The organism is Vibrio sp. VPAP30 (genome assembly GCF_001188205.1).
Taxonomy (GTDB): Bacteria; Pseudomonadota; Gammaproteobacteria; order Enterobacterales; family Vibrionaceae; genus Vibrio; species Vibrio bivalvicida.
The window spans coordinates 309,108-325,301 of record NZ_LBLS01000013.1; the positions used below are offsets into that span (position 1 = coordinate 309,108).

At 44.0% G+C, this 16,194-nt stretch carries 11 protein-coding genes; 5 read left to right on the forward strand and 6 right to left on the reverse strand.

What is annotated here, in order from left to right:
• Positions 1 to 15: 15 nt before the first annotated feature.
• On the reverse strand, positions 16 to 1,392 hold the full coding sequence (locus ZX61_RS03305) for a diguanylate cyclase (RefSeq protein ID WP_049843281.1): 1,377 nt from the start codon (positions 1,390 to 1,392) through the stop codon (positions 16 to 18).
• Between the two features lie 364 nt (positions 1,393 to 1,756).
• On the opposite strand from ZX61_RS03305, the gene ZX61_RS03310 reads away from it, so the two are divergent.
• Positions 1,757 to 2,824 carry a DUF3541 domain-containing protein gene (locus ZX61_RS03310; protein ID WP_049843282.1) on the forward strand — a complete coding sequence of 356 codons (1,068 nt, stop codon included), beginning with the start codon at positions 1,757 to 1,759 and terminating at the stop codon, positions 2,822 to 2,824.
• Positions 2,825 to 2,940: 116 nt separating this feature from the next.
• Here the strand turns inward: ZX61_RS03310 and putP are convergent, their stop codons facing one another.
• The 4 genes from putP to ZX61_RS03330 all read right to left on the reverse strand — a co-directional run bounded on the left by putP (position 2,941) and on the right by ZX61_RS03330 (position 9,345).
• Entirely contained in the window at positions 2,941 to 4,428 is a 1,488-nt protein-coding gene (gene putP / locus ZX61_RS03315) for a sodium/proline symporter PutP (protein WP_049843283.1), read from the reverse strand.
• Between the two features lie 71 nt (positions 4,429 to 4,499).
• Complete coding sequence (locus ZX61_RS03320) at positions 4,500 to 5,198, reverse strand: 1-pyrroline-5-carboxylate dehydrogenase (RefSeq protein WP_049843284.1); 699 nt, start codon at positions 5,196 to 5,198, stop codon at positions 4,500 to 4,502.
• A gap of 24 nt (positions 5,199 to 5,222) precedes the next feature.
• On the reverse strand, positions 5,223 to 8,342 hold the full coding sequence (putA, locus tag ZX61_RS03325; protein WP_049843285.1) for a bifunctional proline dehydrogenase/L-glutamate gamma-semialdehyde dehydrogenase PutA: 3,120 nt from the start codon (positions 8,340 to 8,342) through the stop codon (positions 5,223 to 5,225).
• 187 nt (positions 8,343 to 8,529) lie between these two features.
• A complete protein-coding gene (locus ZX61_RS03330) occupies positions 8,530 to 9,345 on the reverse strand; it encodes an AraC family transcriptional regulator (protein ID WP_049843286.1) in 816 nt (271 codons plus the stop codon).
• A 494-nt stretch (positions 9,346 to 9,839) separates the two neighbouring features.
• On the opposite strand from ZX61_RS03330, the gene ZX61_RS03335 reads away from it, so the two are divergent.
• From ZX61_RS03335 to ZX61_RS03345, 3 genes are all read left to right on the forward strand, one after another.
• Entirely contained in the window at positions 9,840 to 10,937 is a 1,098-nt protein-coding gene (locus tag ZX61_RS03335; protein ID WP_049843287.1) for a PEGA domain-containing protein, read from the forward strand.
• Positions 10,938 to 11,079: 142 nt separating this feature from the next.
• A complete protein-coding gene (locus ZX61_RS03340) occupies positions 11,080 to 12,900 on the forward strand; it encodes a formylglycine-generating enzyme family protein (RefSeq protein ID WP_049843288.1) in 1,821 nt (606 codons plus the stop codon).
• A gap of 265 nt (positions 12,901 to 13,165) precedes the next feature.
• Entirely contained in the window at positions 13,166 to 13,879 is a 714-nt protein-coding gene (locus ZX61_RS03345) for a helix-turn-helix transcriptional regulator (RefSeq protein WP_049843289.1), read from the forward strand.
• A 13-nt stretch (positions 13,880 to 13,892) separates the two neighbouring features.
• Here ZX61_RS03345 and pdxH read toward each other — a convergent pair whose 3' ends face one another.
• The gene (pdxH, locus tag ZX61_RS03350) at positions 13,893 to 14,528 is read right to left on the reverse strand and encodes a pyridoxamine 5'-phosphate oxidase (protein WP_049843290.1); all 636 of its coding nucleotides are present in this window, start codon (positions 14,526 to 14,528) and stop codon (positions 13,893 to 13,895) included.
• 210 nt (positions 14,529 to 14,738) lie between these two features.
• Here pdxH and ZX61_RS03355 point away from each other — a divergent pair, with 210 nt between their 5' ends.
• Entirely contained in the window at positions 14,739 to 16,130 is a 1,392-nt protein-coding gene (locus tag ZX61_RS03355; RefSeq protein ID WP_049843291.1) for an HlyD family type I secretion periplasmic adaptor subunit, read from the forward strand.
• Positions 16,131 to 16,194 lie beyond the last annotated feature (64 nt).

Genomic DNA, 16,194 nt, shown 5'->3' on the forward strand with positions numbered 1-16,194 from the left:
TGCCTTCAAGAAAGGCTAATTTGTGATAGTCCTTTTTAATTGACGACGTTTTTCATCGTACATTCGCGAATCCGCTAACTTAAGCATATCGTCTATATCATTGAATTCAGGCTTATAAATCGCATGGCCAATACTGACGTGTAGGTTGATCAAATGCTGTTCATAAATCACTGGCGTATGACAAATCGCTTTTTGCAGCTCGATGTTGATAACATCAATATCATTCGTGTTTTCGATTCTCGACAATAAAATTAAGAACTCATCGCCCCCGATCCGGGCCACAACATCTGACGCCCTTAAAACACTTTTTAAACGCTCTGCGGTCGCGATAAGAACCTTGTCTCCAGCCGCATGTCCATAGGTATCATTAATCGCCTTAAATTTATCGAGATCGATATTTAGAATCGCAAATCGGTCTTGGGCAATACGCTTTTTAACTGCATCAAAGTGTTCACGCAATGTGTACATAAAATAGCGTCTATTGGGTAATAGGGTCAGCTCGTCTTGCAGTGAACGTTTACTTGCTGCGCTATAGAGACTATAAGTCATCGCGAATGCGCCTAGCAAAATCAAGATCATCGGATAACCGAGCAACCGCACTACATGAACTTGATACCAAGGCTTACTAGCAAGTAAATCCTGTTTGGTCGAAGCTGCGATAACCCAGTTACCATAGGGAAAATGAACCGATTCAATAGCAAAAGCATTGTCAAAAGTAGACTGTAGACCATAGAACACTTCACCATCTATGCCCGTACTATCTCGGCCGCGAATCGCAATATTATACCTATGCTCAAAAGAAGGTACTCCAGCATCAAGAAATAGAGATTCAAGCGAGATAACGACACTGCACACCCCCCAATAACGCGAATTGTATGGCGGATCAGAGAAGATAGGTACTCGAGCGATGAGAGCTAACCCTCCTTGGACTAAATTCACAGGACCCGCAATGAATATTTCTTGCAGATCTTGAGCCTTCTTAACCGTGCGCCACTGACTTGGGATGGTTCGATAGTCTAAACCCAACGCTTTCTCATTCCCTTCTATCGGGTAGATGTATTGAATGACATCATCGGGGGCCAATCCTAGTAGTTGAATATGGCTGCTTTTTCGGATCACACTCGAGGCGATAAGATCCCACCCAGAAAATTCAAACTCGGGGTTCGCTGCCACGAGTGCAGGCAATCCATTAACAACATAGATATCTGAAACAATTGCCGATTCCAACTCAGAACGGACAATAGAAAGTTCTTCTTTGGCTCTGGCTAACAAACTATCGCGCAAGAAGGATTTTTGGCTACGATCCAAAGATTCAACCAAACCGATAGAGATAACAAAAACAAACAAACATAGAGCATTAAGAAAAAAATGCCTGCCTGAACTTAAGGCCATCCGCCCCCCACAACTGTCAGCAACAAAAAACACCGGGTACTACCCGAGCAAAAAAGCCTGTTATCCGTATTGTTATTATTTGCATTGGTTATATAAAAGTTACAATAAATTAGCTTAATTTTCATCGACAATAGATAAAATTATCGACAACAAGGGTCATTTTATTGAGTTTGCTAACCGAATTAGGTGTAAATTCTCTCACATAAGCGCTCCAATTGTCACATTAGGCCTAATGGCCTGTGCTTAATGTTAACAATCTGTATCAACTCATATGGGTAAAAATTTGACCAAGAGATAACATCTACTCTTCTAATATCTGTTAACCTTTGTGGTCAAACTCATTGGGACTTGTTGGACAACTAGAATGCACGGAAAGTTAATCGGATTGTGTCTCGCTATTGTTTTCTCTCACTCAGCGGTAGCTTCAACTCCACCTAATTATAAAGCCTCCGCAGACATTATTCGAAGTACCTATGAAAGCCAATTGTATACCCTGCCTGCGTTTAAAGAAGGGCACTACGGCTTACGTATGTTTCGCCAAACATTAGATAAAAAGTATTCTGCAGCAGTCTGGACAGATATGGCTAGAGTCGCCAGCCGACTCAATAAGTTTGCAGCAGAAATCAATACCTCCGAACAAATTCTCCTCTACTCAGAGAGAAGAGTGTCCGGTTACCTTGGAGAAACGGATGAACGCAGCGTTAGGCGATATGGCGTCACTAAGCACATGCCTGAATATTTGTACCTAGGTGTCGACCTTTTAGGATCAATGGCACGTGCCAACGAATACGGCCTCAAACATAAGCAAGATGAGAAACTTAGGGCTGTCATTCGTCGCTACGACTTTGCTAAATATGCAACCGATCAGGAAATGATCAAAGCTTGGGCTGCGCAACTCGCCAATCAAGTCTATTGGCTAAGACAGCTAGGTGAACAAGATGTGGTTGAAGCGTTTACGCAGGCTTTTAAGACAACTTACCCTGATAGCGAAGATAAAAGACTCACCAAACAGCAGTATGGCAACAAACTGTATGGTATGACTCATATCATTTTTGGTGATTCGGAGTACTATCAGCACCAAGTCAGCGAGAAGCAGCATCAATGGATATACGATTACTTCCGCGACAACATTGATACGATTTTGATTCGAGCCAAAGAAGACGTTATCGCTGAAGTAGGTATTACCTTCTTACTTGCTGGGCTTGAAAATGATCCAGTTGTTGAAAAGACTCGCAACGCCATTCAGCAATCCATCAATCTTGATAAAGGCATGATCCCTTCTGTCACTGGAGACTTCGACGTCACTTACGGTGAGCACCGCAATGTACTCGCGATAATGCTACTCGACTGGCAGCAAGTGAATGAAGCACCAACAGTAAAAGGACAACCAAAAATGTTTTCAAGCCCTCCGTATGGTCTTATTCCCCAGTAATAAAAAGGCCTGATTTCGAAACGGTATCGAAATCAGGCCCTATTTCTCGCCTAGATAAAATGTCCAACTCTGTGGATTAATTCTACCTAAGGAGATTCACGTTTTGGCTACGCAATTTAATCAAGCTCAATAAGTTGCTTTTTGAATTTAGCATGCTGTGATTTTACCGAATCTCCCGGTTCACCTGTCATCAGGCTAACAGCAACAATCGCAATCGTAGAGAAGATGATTCCCGGTACGATTTCATACACATCAAACCAACCACCTGAAATCTGCTTCCACACGACGATAGTTATACCACCAACAAGAATACCTGCTAGTGCGCCATTGCGGTTCATACGCTCCCAATACAAGCTAAGCACTAATGCAGGACCAAACGCTGCACCAAAACCTGCCCAAGCATAAGATACTAAGCCAAGAACTGAGCTGTCTGGTGTCATTGCTAGTATAAGAGCTACAATCGAAATACCGATGACCGCAACGCGACCAACCATAACAATTTCTTCTGAGCTTGCGTCTTTCTTAAATACTTGCTTGTAGAAATCTTCTGCTAGCGCAGACGATGAAACCAGCAGTTGTGAATCCGCGGTACTCATTACCGCAGCAAGGATAGCAGCAAGCAAAATACCTGCAATTACTGGGTGGAATAACGAATTAACCAGCAACATGAAGATCTTCTCGCCATCATCGACACTCACACCTGAGTTGGTTACGTACACTAGACCAACGAGACCAACAAGCATTGCACCTACCATCGATAGCGCGGTCCAGATAACAGCAATACGGCGGGCAGTAGTGAGGTCCTTGTTTGAACGAGACGCTTTAAAACGCGCTAGAATGTGAGGCTGACCAAAGTAACCTAGACCCCAAGCAACGAGCGATATAATCGCGATAGCTGAAAGCGGCTCACCCTTTGCATCATTCCATAACGTCAGTAGCTGTGGGTTAATCGATTCAAGATCACTTCCAAGCTGACCTAAGCCACCTTCCATCGCTGTAATAGGAACAATGAGCAGCGCTGCTGCCATCAATAAACCCTGTACTAAGTCAGTCCAAGATACCGCTAGGAAACCGCCAAACATGGTGTATGAAACAACACATACGGTACCAATAATCACTGCCGTTGTGTAATCTAAACCAAATACTGTCTCAAACAATTTACCACCCGCTACCAAACCTGAGCTTGTGTAGAAAAGGAAGAATAAAAGAATGAAGAAAGCAGAAATTACCTGAATCAGTTTTGAATTATCGTCGAAACGACGTGATAGAAACTCTGGTAGTGTTAGTGCGTCGGTAGTAATGCTGTACGTACGTAGACGTTTTGCATTAACCAACCAGTTTAACCAAGTACCTACAAGTAGACCACCTGCTAGCCAGAACGCTTCAATACCTGCTGCATAGGCATAACCTGGCAGACCAAGCAGAAGCCAACCACTCATATCCGAAGCACCCGCTGAAAGTGCCGCTGGCCAAGGGCCAAGTGAACGACCACCCAAGAAGTAGTCGCTTGAGCTTTTGGTGCGCTGATAAGCGATAACACCAATAGCAAGCATCAGAATCAGATACGCTATAAACGTGGTTGTAATAGCAAAGCTATTTTCCATGTGATTTGTCCTCTTTTAAAAGATCGCCTTCCCTGAATGCCCCCGAACAATCGAGGGCAAATCAATGAAGATTAGTGGGTTTCGCTTCCTAGCTCGAGCAAAGTCGCGTTACCACCTACTGCTGTTATATTTATAGTTCTAGTGCGCTCAGTGATGAAACGAAGCGCTAGATGAGGATCATGTGCAACCGGTAGGTTCACAAGATCTGTTTCAGACGTCAGACTTACAATTGCGCCTGTACGTTTGGCGAGTTGGCGGTTGATCGTCCTTTCAACCTCAGTGTTACCTACATAACCAATACTGCGTACATCAGATTCCAGCAATTGATGGTAAGCATCAAGCGCTGCAAACTGTACTAGATTCGTCGGTAACGAAGACTGCAAATAAGCAGCTTCTAATGATTGGCATAGCTCGGCATCATCACTACAAAAAATGATGCTATTACCTGCGATCAGTGCAGCACTCACTTGCGCTACAGCTGCCAGCTTTGCCTGCTGTTGTATATCATCCTGAATCACAACAGCGACACCACGACCTGCGGTGTAGAGTTCGTTGGTTTCCCCCGTAGGACCAACCAATTGATGCGTTTCGGCTAGTAAAGCAGACGCTTGTTCAATGTGGTAAGACACGACAGAAGCCAACTCAGGCTGTACTTGCTGTAAAGCCTGTTTAAAAGCGAGTAAACACTCACTTTTAGAATCAAAATTAGTTAAGTTCCAGTTTTCCCAAGCAGAGAAAGCGTCAGAAAAACGAGTGACTTGATGAACCATAATTATTTCTCCTTGCTCACTCAATTAAGAAAACTGTGTTTGGGTAAAACGGTACAGGTAGTGAGGACCACCTGCTTTCGGGCCTGTGCCCGATAAGCCTTGACCACCAAATGGCTGAACACCGACAACCGCCCCTACTTGATCTCGGTTGATGTAGCAGTTACCCACTCGAGCATGCTTCTCAATCCAGCGATAAGTGGTTTCATTTCGACTATGGATACCCATGGTTAAGCCAAATCCAGTGTTGTTAATCTCATCAACAATCTGATGGAGCGCACTCGCCTTAAAGCGAACAATGTGCAAGATAGGACCAAATTGTTCTTCCTTCAGGCAGGAAATATCACGAATTTCAAACGCGGTAGGGGCAACGAAATCACCCTGTACGTGTTCATCTGATAACACCAGTTGAGCCACTTTCTTCTCGCTGTTACTCATTCGTTCAATGTGCGAAAGCAACTTAGTTTTTGCTGCTTTGTCGATAACAGGGCCAACATCTGTAGAATGCAGATGAGGTTTACCTACGCTCAACTCCTGCATCGCACCTTGAATAAGAGCGACGATACGATCGGCGATATCTTCCTGAACATAGAGAACACGCAATGCACTACAGCGCTGACCCGCAGAAGCAAAAGCAGAGCGGATAACGTCACGAACCACTTGCTCTGGAAGCGCAGTACTATCGACGATCATCGCATTTTGGCCGCCGGTTTCAGCAATGAATGGGACTGGAGCCGCATCACGCTGAGCCAGAGTTTGATTGATTCTCTGCGCTGTTGCCGTTGAACCAGTGAATGCCACACCAGCGATTGCTGAGTGAGAAGTCAGTGCCGAACCAATTTCGGCACCACGACCTGGAAGCAACTGGATAGCGCCAGCCGGGAAGCCTGCATCTAGCATCAACTCAACAGCACGAGCCGCGATCAAGCTAGTTTGCTCAGCTGGTTTAGCCACTACAGTGTTACCAGAAACCAGTGCGGCTGTAATTTGGCCAAGGAAAATTGCCAGTGGGAAGTTCCAAGGACTGATACAAACAAACACGCCACGCCCTTGACGAGTAACGCTGCGGCTTTGCCCATCAAACCCTTTCACGGCAAATTCACCAAGTGCGTCGACTTGTTTTGCGTAGTAACGACAGAAGTCCACCGCTTCACGTACTTCATCAATGCTGTCATGAATCGTTTTACCTGCCTCCTGATGGCAAATAGCAACAAGCTCCGCTAAGTGCTCTTCTAAAAGATCCGCTAACAACTCTAACTTTTCAGCACGTTCGGTCTTTGCAGTGGTTTGCCAAGCAGCGAATGCTTGATCTGCTCCTTCTATTGCTGCGGAAACATGATCAAGGGTAGCAAAAGCCACCTGACCCACATTAATACGCCTGTCATAAGGAGCCGTAACAGCTTCAGTATTAATATTTTCCTTGATCATGCTTTCGGCATGGAACTCGCCATTTATAATTGGACCAGCTGACCACTGCTTGTTTAAAAAGCTTTCAACTTCGTGTTCAAACGGTTTGGCTTCACTTTCTACATCGACATTGACGCCGAGTGAGTTCTTGCGCTCTGGAAATACATTCGGTGGTAGAGGGATGCTAGTGTTGTTCAATGTTTCAAATTCACTGAGCATGTCCACCGGGTGCTGAGTTAATGTCTCTACAGGACAACGTGCATCGACTAAACGGTGGACAAACGAGCTGTTGGCCCCGTTTTCTAACAAGCGACGTACCAGGTAAGGCAATAGGTCTTTGTGACTACCAACTGGCGCATAGATACGCACTGATTGTTGATAGGCTTCCATCGCATGGTTATACAGAGAGTCGCCCATGCCATGAAGGCGCTGAAATTCAAAATCTTTATGCTCAGCCATTACCGCGATGGAAGTTACTGTCTGTGCGTTGTGGCTTGCAAATTGCGGGAAGATATTGCCACGCACGTTATCACTTAGCAGGAATCGCGCACAAGCAAGGTAAGCAACATCGGTCGCCTCTTTACGCGTATAGACCGGATAATCTGCAAAGCCCGCTTGCTGTGACCACTTGATTTCGCTGTCCCAGTAGGCTCCTTTGACAAGACGAAGTGGAATCAAATCACCCTGTTTTTTAGCCAGACCGTTAATCCAAACAAGTACAGGTAAAGCTCTTTTTGAATAGGCTTGAATTACAAGGCCAAATTTGCCCCAGCCTTTGACTAGCTCGCTACAATAGACTTTTTCAAATAATTTAAGTGAAAGTTCTAAACGGTCAGCTTCTTCGGCATCAATAGTAATAGCCACATCTAGCTCCACCGCACGGCGCAGTAATTGTTGCAGCGTGTCATAAAGCTCTGTCAGTACGCGCTCTTCGTTTGCCACTTCGTAACGTGGGTGAAGCGCAGATAGCTTGATGGAGACCGATGGTGCAGGACTGGTTGATAAACCATAGTCATCGCGCCCAACTGCTTCGATCGCCATTAGGTAGTCTTTGAAGTACTTGTTCGCATCAGCAGTGGTCAGTGCCGCCTCTCCGAGCATGTCATAAGAGTAAGTAAAACCTTTATCACGCATTGGACGGCCATTTTTTTGCGCCTCAGCGATGCTGCGCCCAAGCACAAATTGGTGTCCCATCACCTTCATTGCTTGATGCATAGCTTTACGAATTACAGGCTCAGACATCTTATTAACAAGGCGATTTACCGCGCTCACCGGACTTTGAGATTCATTTTCTGAAAGACCGACGACCTTACCCGTTAGCATTAATCCCCAAGTGGATGCATTTACAAACACTGAATCTGAGTTTTTAAGGTGAGATTTCCAATCAGCAACCGTTAGCTTATCGCGAATCAGAGCATCAGCCGTTGCAGAATCAGGGATACGCATTAGCGCTTCTGCTAAACACATCAACAAAATACCTTCTTGGGTATCGAGGCTGTATTCAAGCAACAATGCATCAATCATCTGAATAGACTTTTTATCCGCGCGGATCGCTTCTATGAGCTGCGTTGTCTTGGCTGCAATTTGCTCTTTTTCACTGTTCGTTGGCTGCGCTAGTGGTAGTAGTTGCTTAAGCCATTGTGATTCGTCCACCATATACAGTGGAGAGATCAACGACCAAAGCTTGTTAAGCGGTTGCTCGACAAACTCAGCGTTTAACACATCAGTCGCTGTAAACATGCGTTTTCCTCAATCTCAGACCTGAAAAAAGTTCAGGTTTCCTACAATGGCTTGCAGTGTATTTTGAGCCCGAGAAGATTACTTGTCAAAAACTCCGAGTTTTTTGCTATTTACTCTGATTATTAACAAAACAAAAACAGAGTCACATGCAAATAAGCAAAATAATATGTGGTTTAAGTTAGCTTATTTAACCAAATTGTTTCTTGTACTGAGAAGGGGATATACCTTGAAGACGAGAAAAGGTGTGAGTAAAAGTACTTTGACCAGAGAACCCAGTGAATTCGGCGACTTGGCCCAAAGTAAGGTGGCCTTGCTCTATGAGCTGTTTTGCCATGTCGATTCGCTTACCTAGTACATACTGGTGCGGAGTAATACCCATTTGCTCTTTGAATAAAGAGTGAAATTGGCTTTCCCCAAGAAACACACTGCCAGCAAGCTGAGTCACCGAGATCTTTTGGTTTAAGTGCTGCTCGATATAACGATCTATCGCCTCTAAATCAAAACGAGAGTCACGACGCGAACTGGCAAACGCAGACATGTGGCGCTGTAAGAGTGCAACGACGGTGTCACTACACGCTCTACTAAGCAGAAGGTCTTGAGGGTTAGATTGCATTTCCGCAACCAGCATCTGAATCAACTTCTGAATCTGACCATCAAGCTGAAAATAGGTATCCTTTTGGTTCAGGGCATTGAGCCTTTGCAGTAATAAAGGATCATCATCCTTCGGTGAAGGCATATTCAGCACCAAAATATCCGACTGCTCCAGTACACCGCCAAACGCATGACCTGTACCTGAAGTCACCACACAACCTTGCCCTGGCCCTACCAAATTTCCGTATCCACTTACCTCAAACTCCGCCTTTCCCTTTAGCCCGATAACGACCTGCGTATAATTGTGATCATGACATTCCATGTACGAAGGTAGCGTAACCAATTGTGCTGGCATAGGTGACAATTCTTTGGCAGCTAGCTGATTATTTTCTGGCTTAAAGGATGAAGACATAGCAACACACAGACATATTTAGAGGTGGAATCACCATGTTATACCAAAAGTGATGCAACTCGAAATTCCTATTGATGATTTATCAAATAGGTTGCATTTTGTTCAACTAGACAGGTATCTGGCACGATTACCAACTGTTGAAAAAATAGCCACTGCAGATACTGGAAGAATGATCAAGTGCACATAAATTACGGCTTATGTCACTTCTATCCATTTAACCTCTTATCGATCAAGATTCTTTACTTGCATATTTCTTCAATGCGACCAAAATGGATTAAGTATTCGATAAGTTTATTTCGATTTATGATAAGCTTAGGTAAGACTCTCTAGAAATAGAGATGAATAAATGGAAGAAATAGACCTTTGCAAGGCACCTTAGCAATGGACTGTCAAAAGTTTGTCTTTTTCCTATTTTAAGGTGCATATCTTTAGAATATGCACTGGGTTTAAATGTATTACATTGGTAATTTAAACGTTAATTGTTGCAGGGACTTATGATCATACGTCGCATCCCAGCGCTTTTGCTTGCGCTAAGCCCTCTTTGGGTTTCGACTTCGATTTTTGCAGAAGAAAGTGTACAGGCTGATCCTGTTGCTGAAATCGAGAGTAAATTAGAAAATAAAGAAGCGGAAATGGGTACTATGGCTACAGAGTTTGACTCTGAAGCTGAACGTCTCCAACAACTTCAGAATGACAAAAGTAAGCTTAAACGCAGTGAGAAAGAACTCAATGCTAAGCGTAATCGTACCAAGTCGGCGCTGGACAAACAGTATAGCCGTCTTTTAGATGATCCTGAGATCGACTTGGTTTCTTTCCAAAAAGCTTACCAAGATGCATGGTCTGAAGTGAAAGAGAACCAATCTTCACTTTTAGAAAACCAGCAGGCTATCACTGAAAGTGAAATGCGCCTGTCTCAGGTTAAGCAAAAGCAAGCGCGACTCAATTCGGAGCTTTCTTACCTTAAAGAGCAAAAAGTTGAAGCGCGTGTAAAACGTATTGCTGCAGAACTTCGTGAAAGCGATGTGCTAGAAACAAGCTATAAAACGACTTGTTCATCAACAATGACGTTAGGTGAATGTACTAGCCAAGGCCACTATCTAACGAAGCAGAAAGCAGTTAAGGCGTTTAAAGCAAAACTGATGGATCGTTTAACAGAATCAAATATAGCCAAACAAAACGCTAAAGGGGTTCAGCTAAACGTTCATGTGCAGGAAAGCCAAATTATTCGCTCTGGTTTTGAAGGCAATAATAGCTATTTCACGCAAATGCAGTCTCAGCTTCAAGCTCGCCCTGAAGCGTCTGCGGCATGTAAGCTACTAAATGTATCTTCTCGTTACTGTCTAAAAGGCGACCAAGAAACAAAAGCAAAGAAGAATGATAAGAACTGGGTAAACGTAACAGTGCGCTCAGACCAGTACGATGACTCAGTCGTTATCAATGGTATCAACTATGGCAGTACGCCAGTCGAAGTTGTTCTTCCACGTGGTCAACACCAAGTAACCGTATCGAAAAGTGGTTTTGAAACCTACAACCGCGAAATCAGTGTAAATACAAATGATACGGTTTGGGTTAAGTTACGTCCGAGTGGATAACAGTTGAAACTCTTACTGAATTCACAAGATTGAGCTAAAAACGCCATTTTGATCCTAAGTTATTAACGGATAACTTAAGACAAAGTGGCGTTTTCGTTTAAAATAAGCCAATTAATCAATAATTAGATGTAGAAGAAAGACAATGCGCCCAGGTTTACCAGCCCTTTTGTTAGCATTATCTCCGTGTTTGCTTCTCTCTACTGTTTCAGCAGAAGAAGCACCGAAGACATTGGTTCAGATTGATGACCAGCTATTCACTAAACACGATGAGTTAAAAGCTGCGCAGCAAGCAAAAGAAGAGCAGCAAGCGCTGCTAGATAGCAAGAAATCAGAACTAGACTCTCTTGAGCAAACGGCCAAGTCTTTGGATGAAGCGTTTTCTAATGCTAAAAGTAAATTAGAAAACGCTTACCAGCGTATGATTGACGATCCGAATACTGATCTAGCTGGATCACAAAAATCTTATCAAGATGCTTGGTCTGCCGTGAAGCAAAATCAAAAAGCGCGTCTTGCGGCTGAGCAAGAGCTGGTAGAAACACGCAATGTCTTTGTAACTCGCCAAGCCGCACTGGAAACCATCGAACAACACATTGCTGAGCTTGATGAAAATAAGATTCGTGCAAGAGTTGAACAGCTTAGGGGCGAAATAAAGCAGCCACAGCAGATTTCTGTGAGCTTCACCAACCGCTGCCAAGCTTCACTAACACTTTCACAATGTGATAATCAGACGAAAGAACTTGCGTTACAAAAAGCGGTCAAACAATTTCGCACCGAAATCGCTGAACAAACCAGTGAAAGCGCGATCGTTAAACGCAATATCAACGACGCCTCATTAAATATTCATGTCATCAAACACGTGACTAAGCAAGCTGGCTTCTATGATGGCGTGCGTTACCGAACCATTATGAATGTTGAACTAGAAGCGCGCCCTAAAGCTAGGGTAGCATGTGACTTGTTACAGGTTGATACTCAGTACTGTTTTGCACCTGGCACAGCCCACGAGTTGCAAGCAGATCAAGAAATGGCTTGGGTAACACTTGCAATACGCTCTAACCAATTTAACGACAGTGTCTATATAGATGGTGTTTCCTACGGCAGTACACCCGTAGAAATCATGCTGCCAATTGGTCTCCATGACATTACTGTTCAAAAAGAAGGCTACAAAGCCTTTGCCCAGCAAGTTGCAGTAAAATCTGATACTGCTATTCGCGCGGTGCTAGAAGAGAAATCTAACCCACTCCGCGCTGGGAGTAAATTCGCTGACGCAATGGCAGGCAAAGGTCAGGCACCAGAGATGATAGCCATTCTTCAAGGTAAGTATTTCACTGGTGAAAATGCTTCAAAACAAGTTTTCCTTGATCATGCTTTCGGAATAGGCGCCACTCCAGTGACGGTCAGCCAGTTTGCTACATTCGTCGAACACACCAATTATCAAACTGATGCGGAACTTAAGAATACCTGTACAGCACTTGTGAATGGTGAAGTGACCCCAATAGCAAAAGCAAATTGGCGTGATCCCGGTTTTAAACAGTACCCTAACTCACCGGTGGTTTGTGTTAGCCAAAACGATGCAAAGTCTTACACGAACTGGCTACGCAGACAAACAGGTGCAGCCTATCGCTTGCCTACTGAAGAAGAATGGGAAGTGGCAGCTCGCGCAGGTAGCCAAGATAAATACTGGTGGGGTGATAAATTCGTCTCTGGTGAAGCAAATACAGGTTGGAGCGGGACACCATGGTCAAACCTTAGCACGTCTCCCGTCAGCGCCTTTAAACCAAATCAGCTTGGCCTATATGACGTTGTAGGTAATGTGTGGCAATGGACCAGCAGTCCAAAGGGCATTGCAAAAGGAGGCGCTTGGAACTTCTCACCTGAAATGGCGGCATCTGACAAACAGCTTTTCTTGTCCAACTTTGAAGCAGCAAACTACCTTGGCTTTCGGGTGGTCAGAGATATAAACTAGTCACAAGAAGAGGGGGGATTTCCCCCCTTTTTTATTATTATCAAAAAGATAGGATGGTTGTTGAGTAAGGTCTAATGACCGAACTTAGTATCTATTGATACGTCTATACTCAGTGAACCACTGAGTTCATAGAACCTCTTCTACACGTCTACAAGAAGTTTTCTTGTTTTTGCCAGCCATCATTTGATGTCTGGCATTTTTTATCGTACAGAATGCTCAATTCTGCTATGATATTCGTTCTGTTTTATAAGATTTATATTGATAAGTGAACGAACAACAAGCCTCTCTATTCAATCAACTTCCTGGTTATTGGGGTTGTAAAGACTTAAATTCTGTTTTTGTTTACGCCAATAACGCCTACGCAAAGCTCATCGGGTTTGATCAGCCTAATCAGTGTATTGGTTTATCTGATAAACAAATGCCAAGCCCGACCTCTCGCTGTGCAGACGACTTCGTTAAGCAAGACCGATATGTCATCGAGAACATTACCCAGCTTAAAATCCTTGATATCCACCCCTACCCCGATGGCAGTTGGCGTGCGCATATTTTTACCAAAACTCCATGGTTAGACGATAATGGGCAAGTACAAGGCACCATCTTTTACGGTCAAGAGCTTTCCAATACTGCCATTTTAGAAGTGAGCCACTGGATATGTAGAGCGACTGGGCTCGCATCGAATGAAACCATAGCAGGTGATATTCCCCCTGCTAGCACCTTGAGCAGCAAACTGACCTCAAGAGAGTCAGAAGCACTGTTCCTGTTGCTTTATGGCAAAAAACCTAGCTACATTGCAAAAATAATGAAGATTTCGATTAAAACACTAGAAAGCTATGTGGTGAGATTAAGGCATAAGTTTGGCGCGCATTCTAAAGCGCACTTAATCGATATGGCATTAGAACAGGGGTATGGCTCCTACATACCAGAAACCTTGTTGAAGACTCAAATTTCTGTCGCCCTAAATACCGAAAACGCCGCATAACGCGGCGTTTTGTCTAAGGAGCAAGACGGTCGATATGCCATGCTTCGCGGTCTTTCGAGAACAAGAATCGATCGTGTAAGCGGTTCTCCCCACCCTGCCAGAACTCGATACTTTCAGGCCTGATACGGTATCCCCCCCAGAAACTTGGTACTGGAATCTCTCCAGCTTCGAATTTCTTTTTAAGTTCCAAAAACTTACCTTCAAGTACTCCACGAGCTGAAATTCGGCTACTTTGCTTACTGGCGATGGCGGCAAGCTGGCTCGATTTCGGGCGAGAAGAAAAGTACTGCATGTTTTCTACTACGGTCAGCTTTTCAGCAACACCTGTAATATGGACCTGTCTTTCAAGAGGATGCCAAGGAAAATGCAGGCTCACTTTAGCGTTGTGCTCTATATGCTGAGCCTTACGGCTACCTAAATTGGTATAAAAAACAAACCCTTGCTCATCGACATTTTTTAGCAACACAATACGTTGAAATGGTTGACCTGTTTCGTCAACAGTGGCGACTGTCATAGCAGTTGGGTCCGTAAGTTTGGCTTCAATGGCTTGCTTCAACCATAAATCAAACTGAGCAATTGGGTCAGGTAACAAGTCTTTTCTGCGCAAACCACCTTTTGTGTACTCGCGACGAATCTCATCAAGCTCCATCTTTTCTCCTCGGCGAAATTTTTTGTCGATTGTGCGCTCTTAATGATAAGAACTCAAGCCCAAGAGGTTGGATAACGCTACACTCTATAAAAACTAGCGATAATAACGAAGTCAACTATTTTACTAGGATAAATCTAACAGCAAATCCTTAACATTTTGGGCCATGAGTAATAAAATCAATAAAATAACTCCATATAATAAGGACTACCCATGAGTAAGAGCGGTTATAACAAGCTTACTCCAAACGAACTGGACTATGTCGACGACAAGACAGCGGCCCTTTTGTTAAACACACCAAATAGTGCACGCGTAATGTTGTGGGTCATGGTGTTGTTTTTCGTGCTTGCTATTTTATGGGCTTCTTGGGCAGAAATCGATAAAGTTACAGTTGGTCAGGGTAAGGTTGTTCCTTCGTCTCAAGTACAGGTGGTTCAAAACCTAGAAGGTGGCTTAGTTAAAGAAATACTCGTCCGCGAAGGTCAAAAGGTAGAAAAAGGGCAACAATTGCTTCTTATTGATGACACGCGCTTTCGCTCAGACTATCGCGAACGTGAACAGCAAGTGGCCAACTTAACAGCAAGTGTATTACAGCTTTCGGCCTCAATTACCAGTGTTGAACTTAATCAAGACTTCGATGAATCGAATTGGCAAAATAGCGTTCTTCTCAACTTCAACAAGTTAGCCTTTCCTCCTGTACTGCAAGAAACCCAACCTAACCTAGTTGCTCGCCAACGCGCAGAATACCGCCAAGACTTAAATAACCTTCGCAACCAGATCTCTCTGCTTGACCAACAAGTAAAGCAGAAGCAGCAAGATTTAGTCGAGATCCAAGCGCGGGTGAGAAACTTACGCGAAAGCTACCGCTTTGCTAACAAAGAACTTGAGATCACCAGACCGCTGGCTGAAGAAGGGGTAGTTCCGCGGATTGAGCTACTAAAACTTCAACGTCAGGTAAACGACACTCGCCGTGAAATGACGTCAAGTGAACTTAAAGTTCCGGTCCTTAAATCGGCGATTCGTGAAGCCATGCTAAGCCGTATTGATGCCGCGCAAAAATTCCGTTCTGAGCAGCAAGAAAAGCTCAACCAAGCTCAAGATAAGCTGTCGTCTTTGACAGAGTCGACCGTTGGCTTAGAAGACCGTGTAAACCGCACTGTCGTAACATCCCCAGTCACAGGTACAGTAAAGACACTAAATGTCAATACTGTGGGTGGTGTTATCCAGCCCGGTATGGATATCGTAGAAATCGTACCAAGTGAAGATACGCTTTTGGTCGAGGCTAAAATCGCACCACAAGATATCGCTTTTCTTCGACCCGACCTACATACAATCGTTAAATTTAGTGCCTACGACTTTACAAAATACGGCGGTTTAGAAGGTACGCTTGAGCACATTAGTGCCGATACAACAACAGATGAAGAAGGCAATAGTTACTATCTAGTCCGTATTCGGACAAAAGAGACAAGCCTAGATAAAGATAATTCGCTACCCATTATTCCTGGTATGACTGCTTCAGTGGATATTATCACTGGTAAGCGAACCATATTAGAATATCTGCTGAAGCCAATTCTTAGTGCGCAAAACAATGCTCTGAAGGAATAGACGATATGATCACTAAAGTGCTAGGAAAAACAATTTGAAACCTCGCTTGTTTGCCAACGGCCTA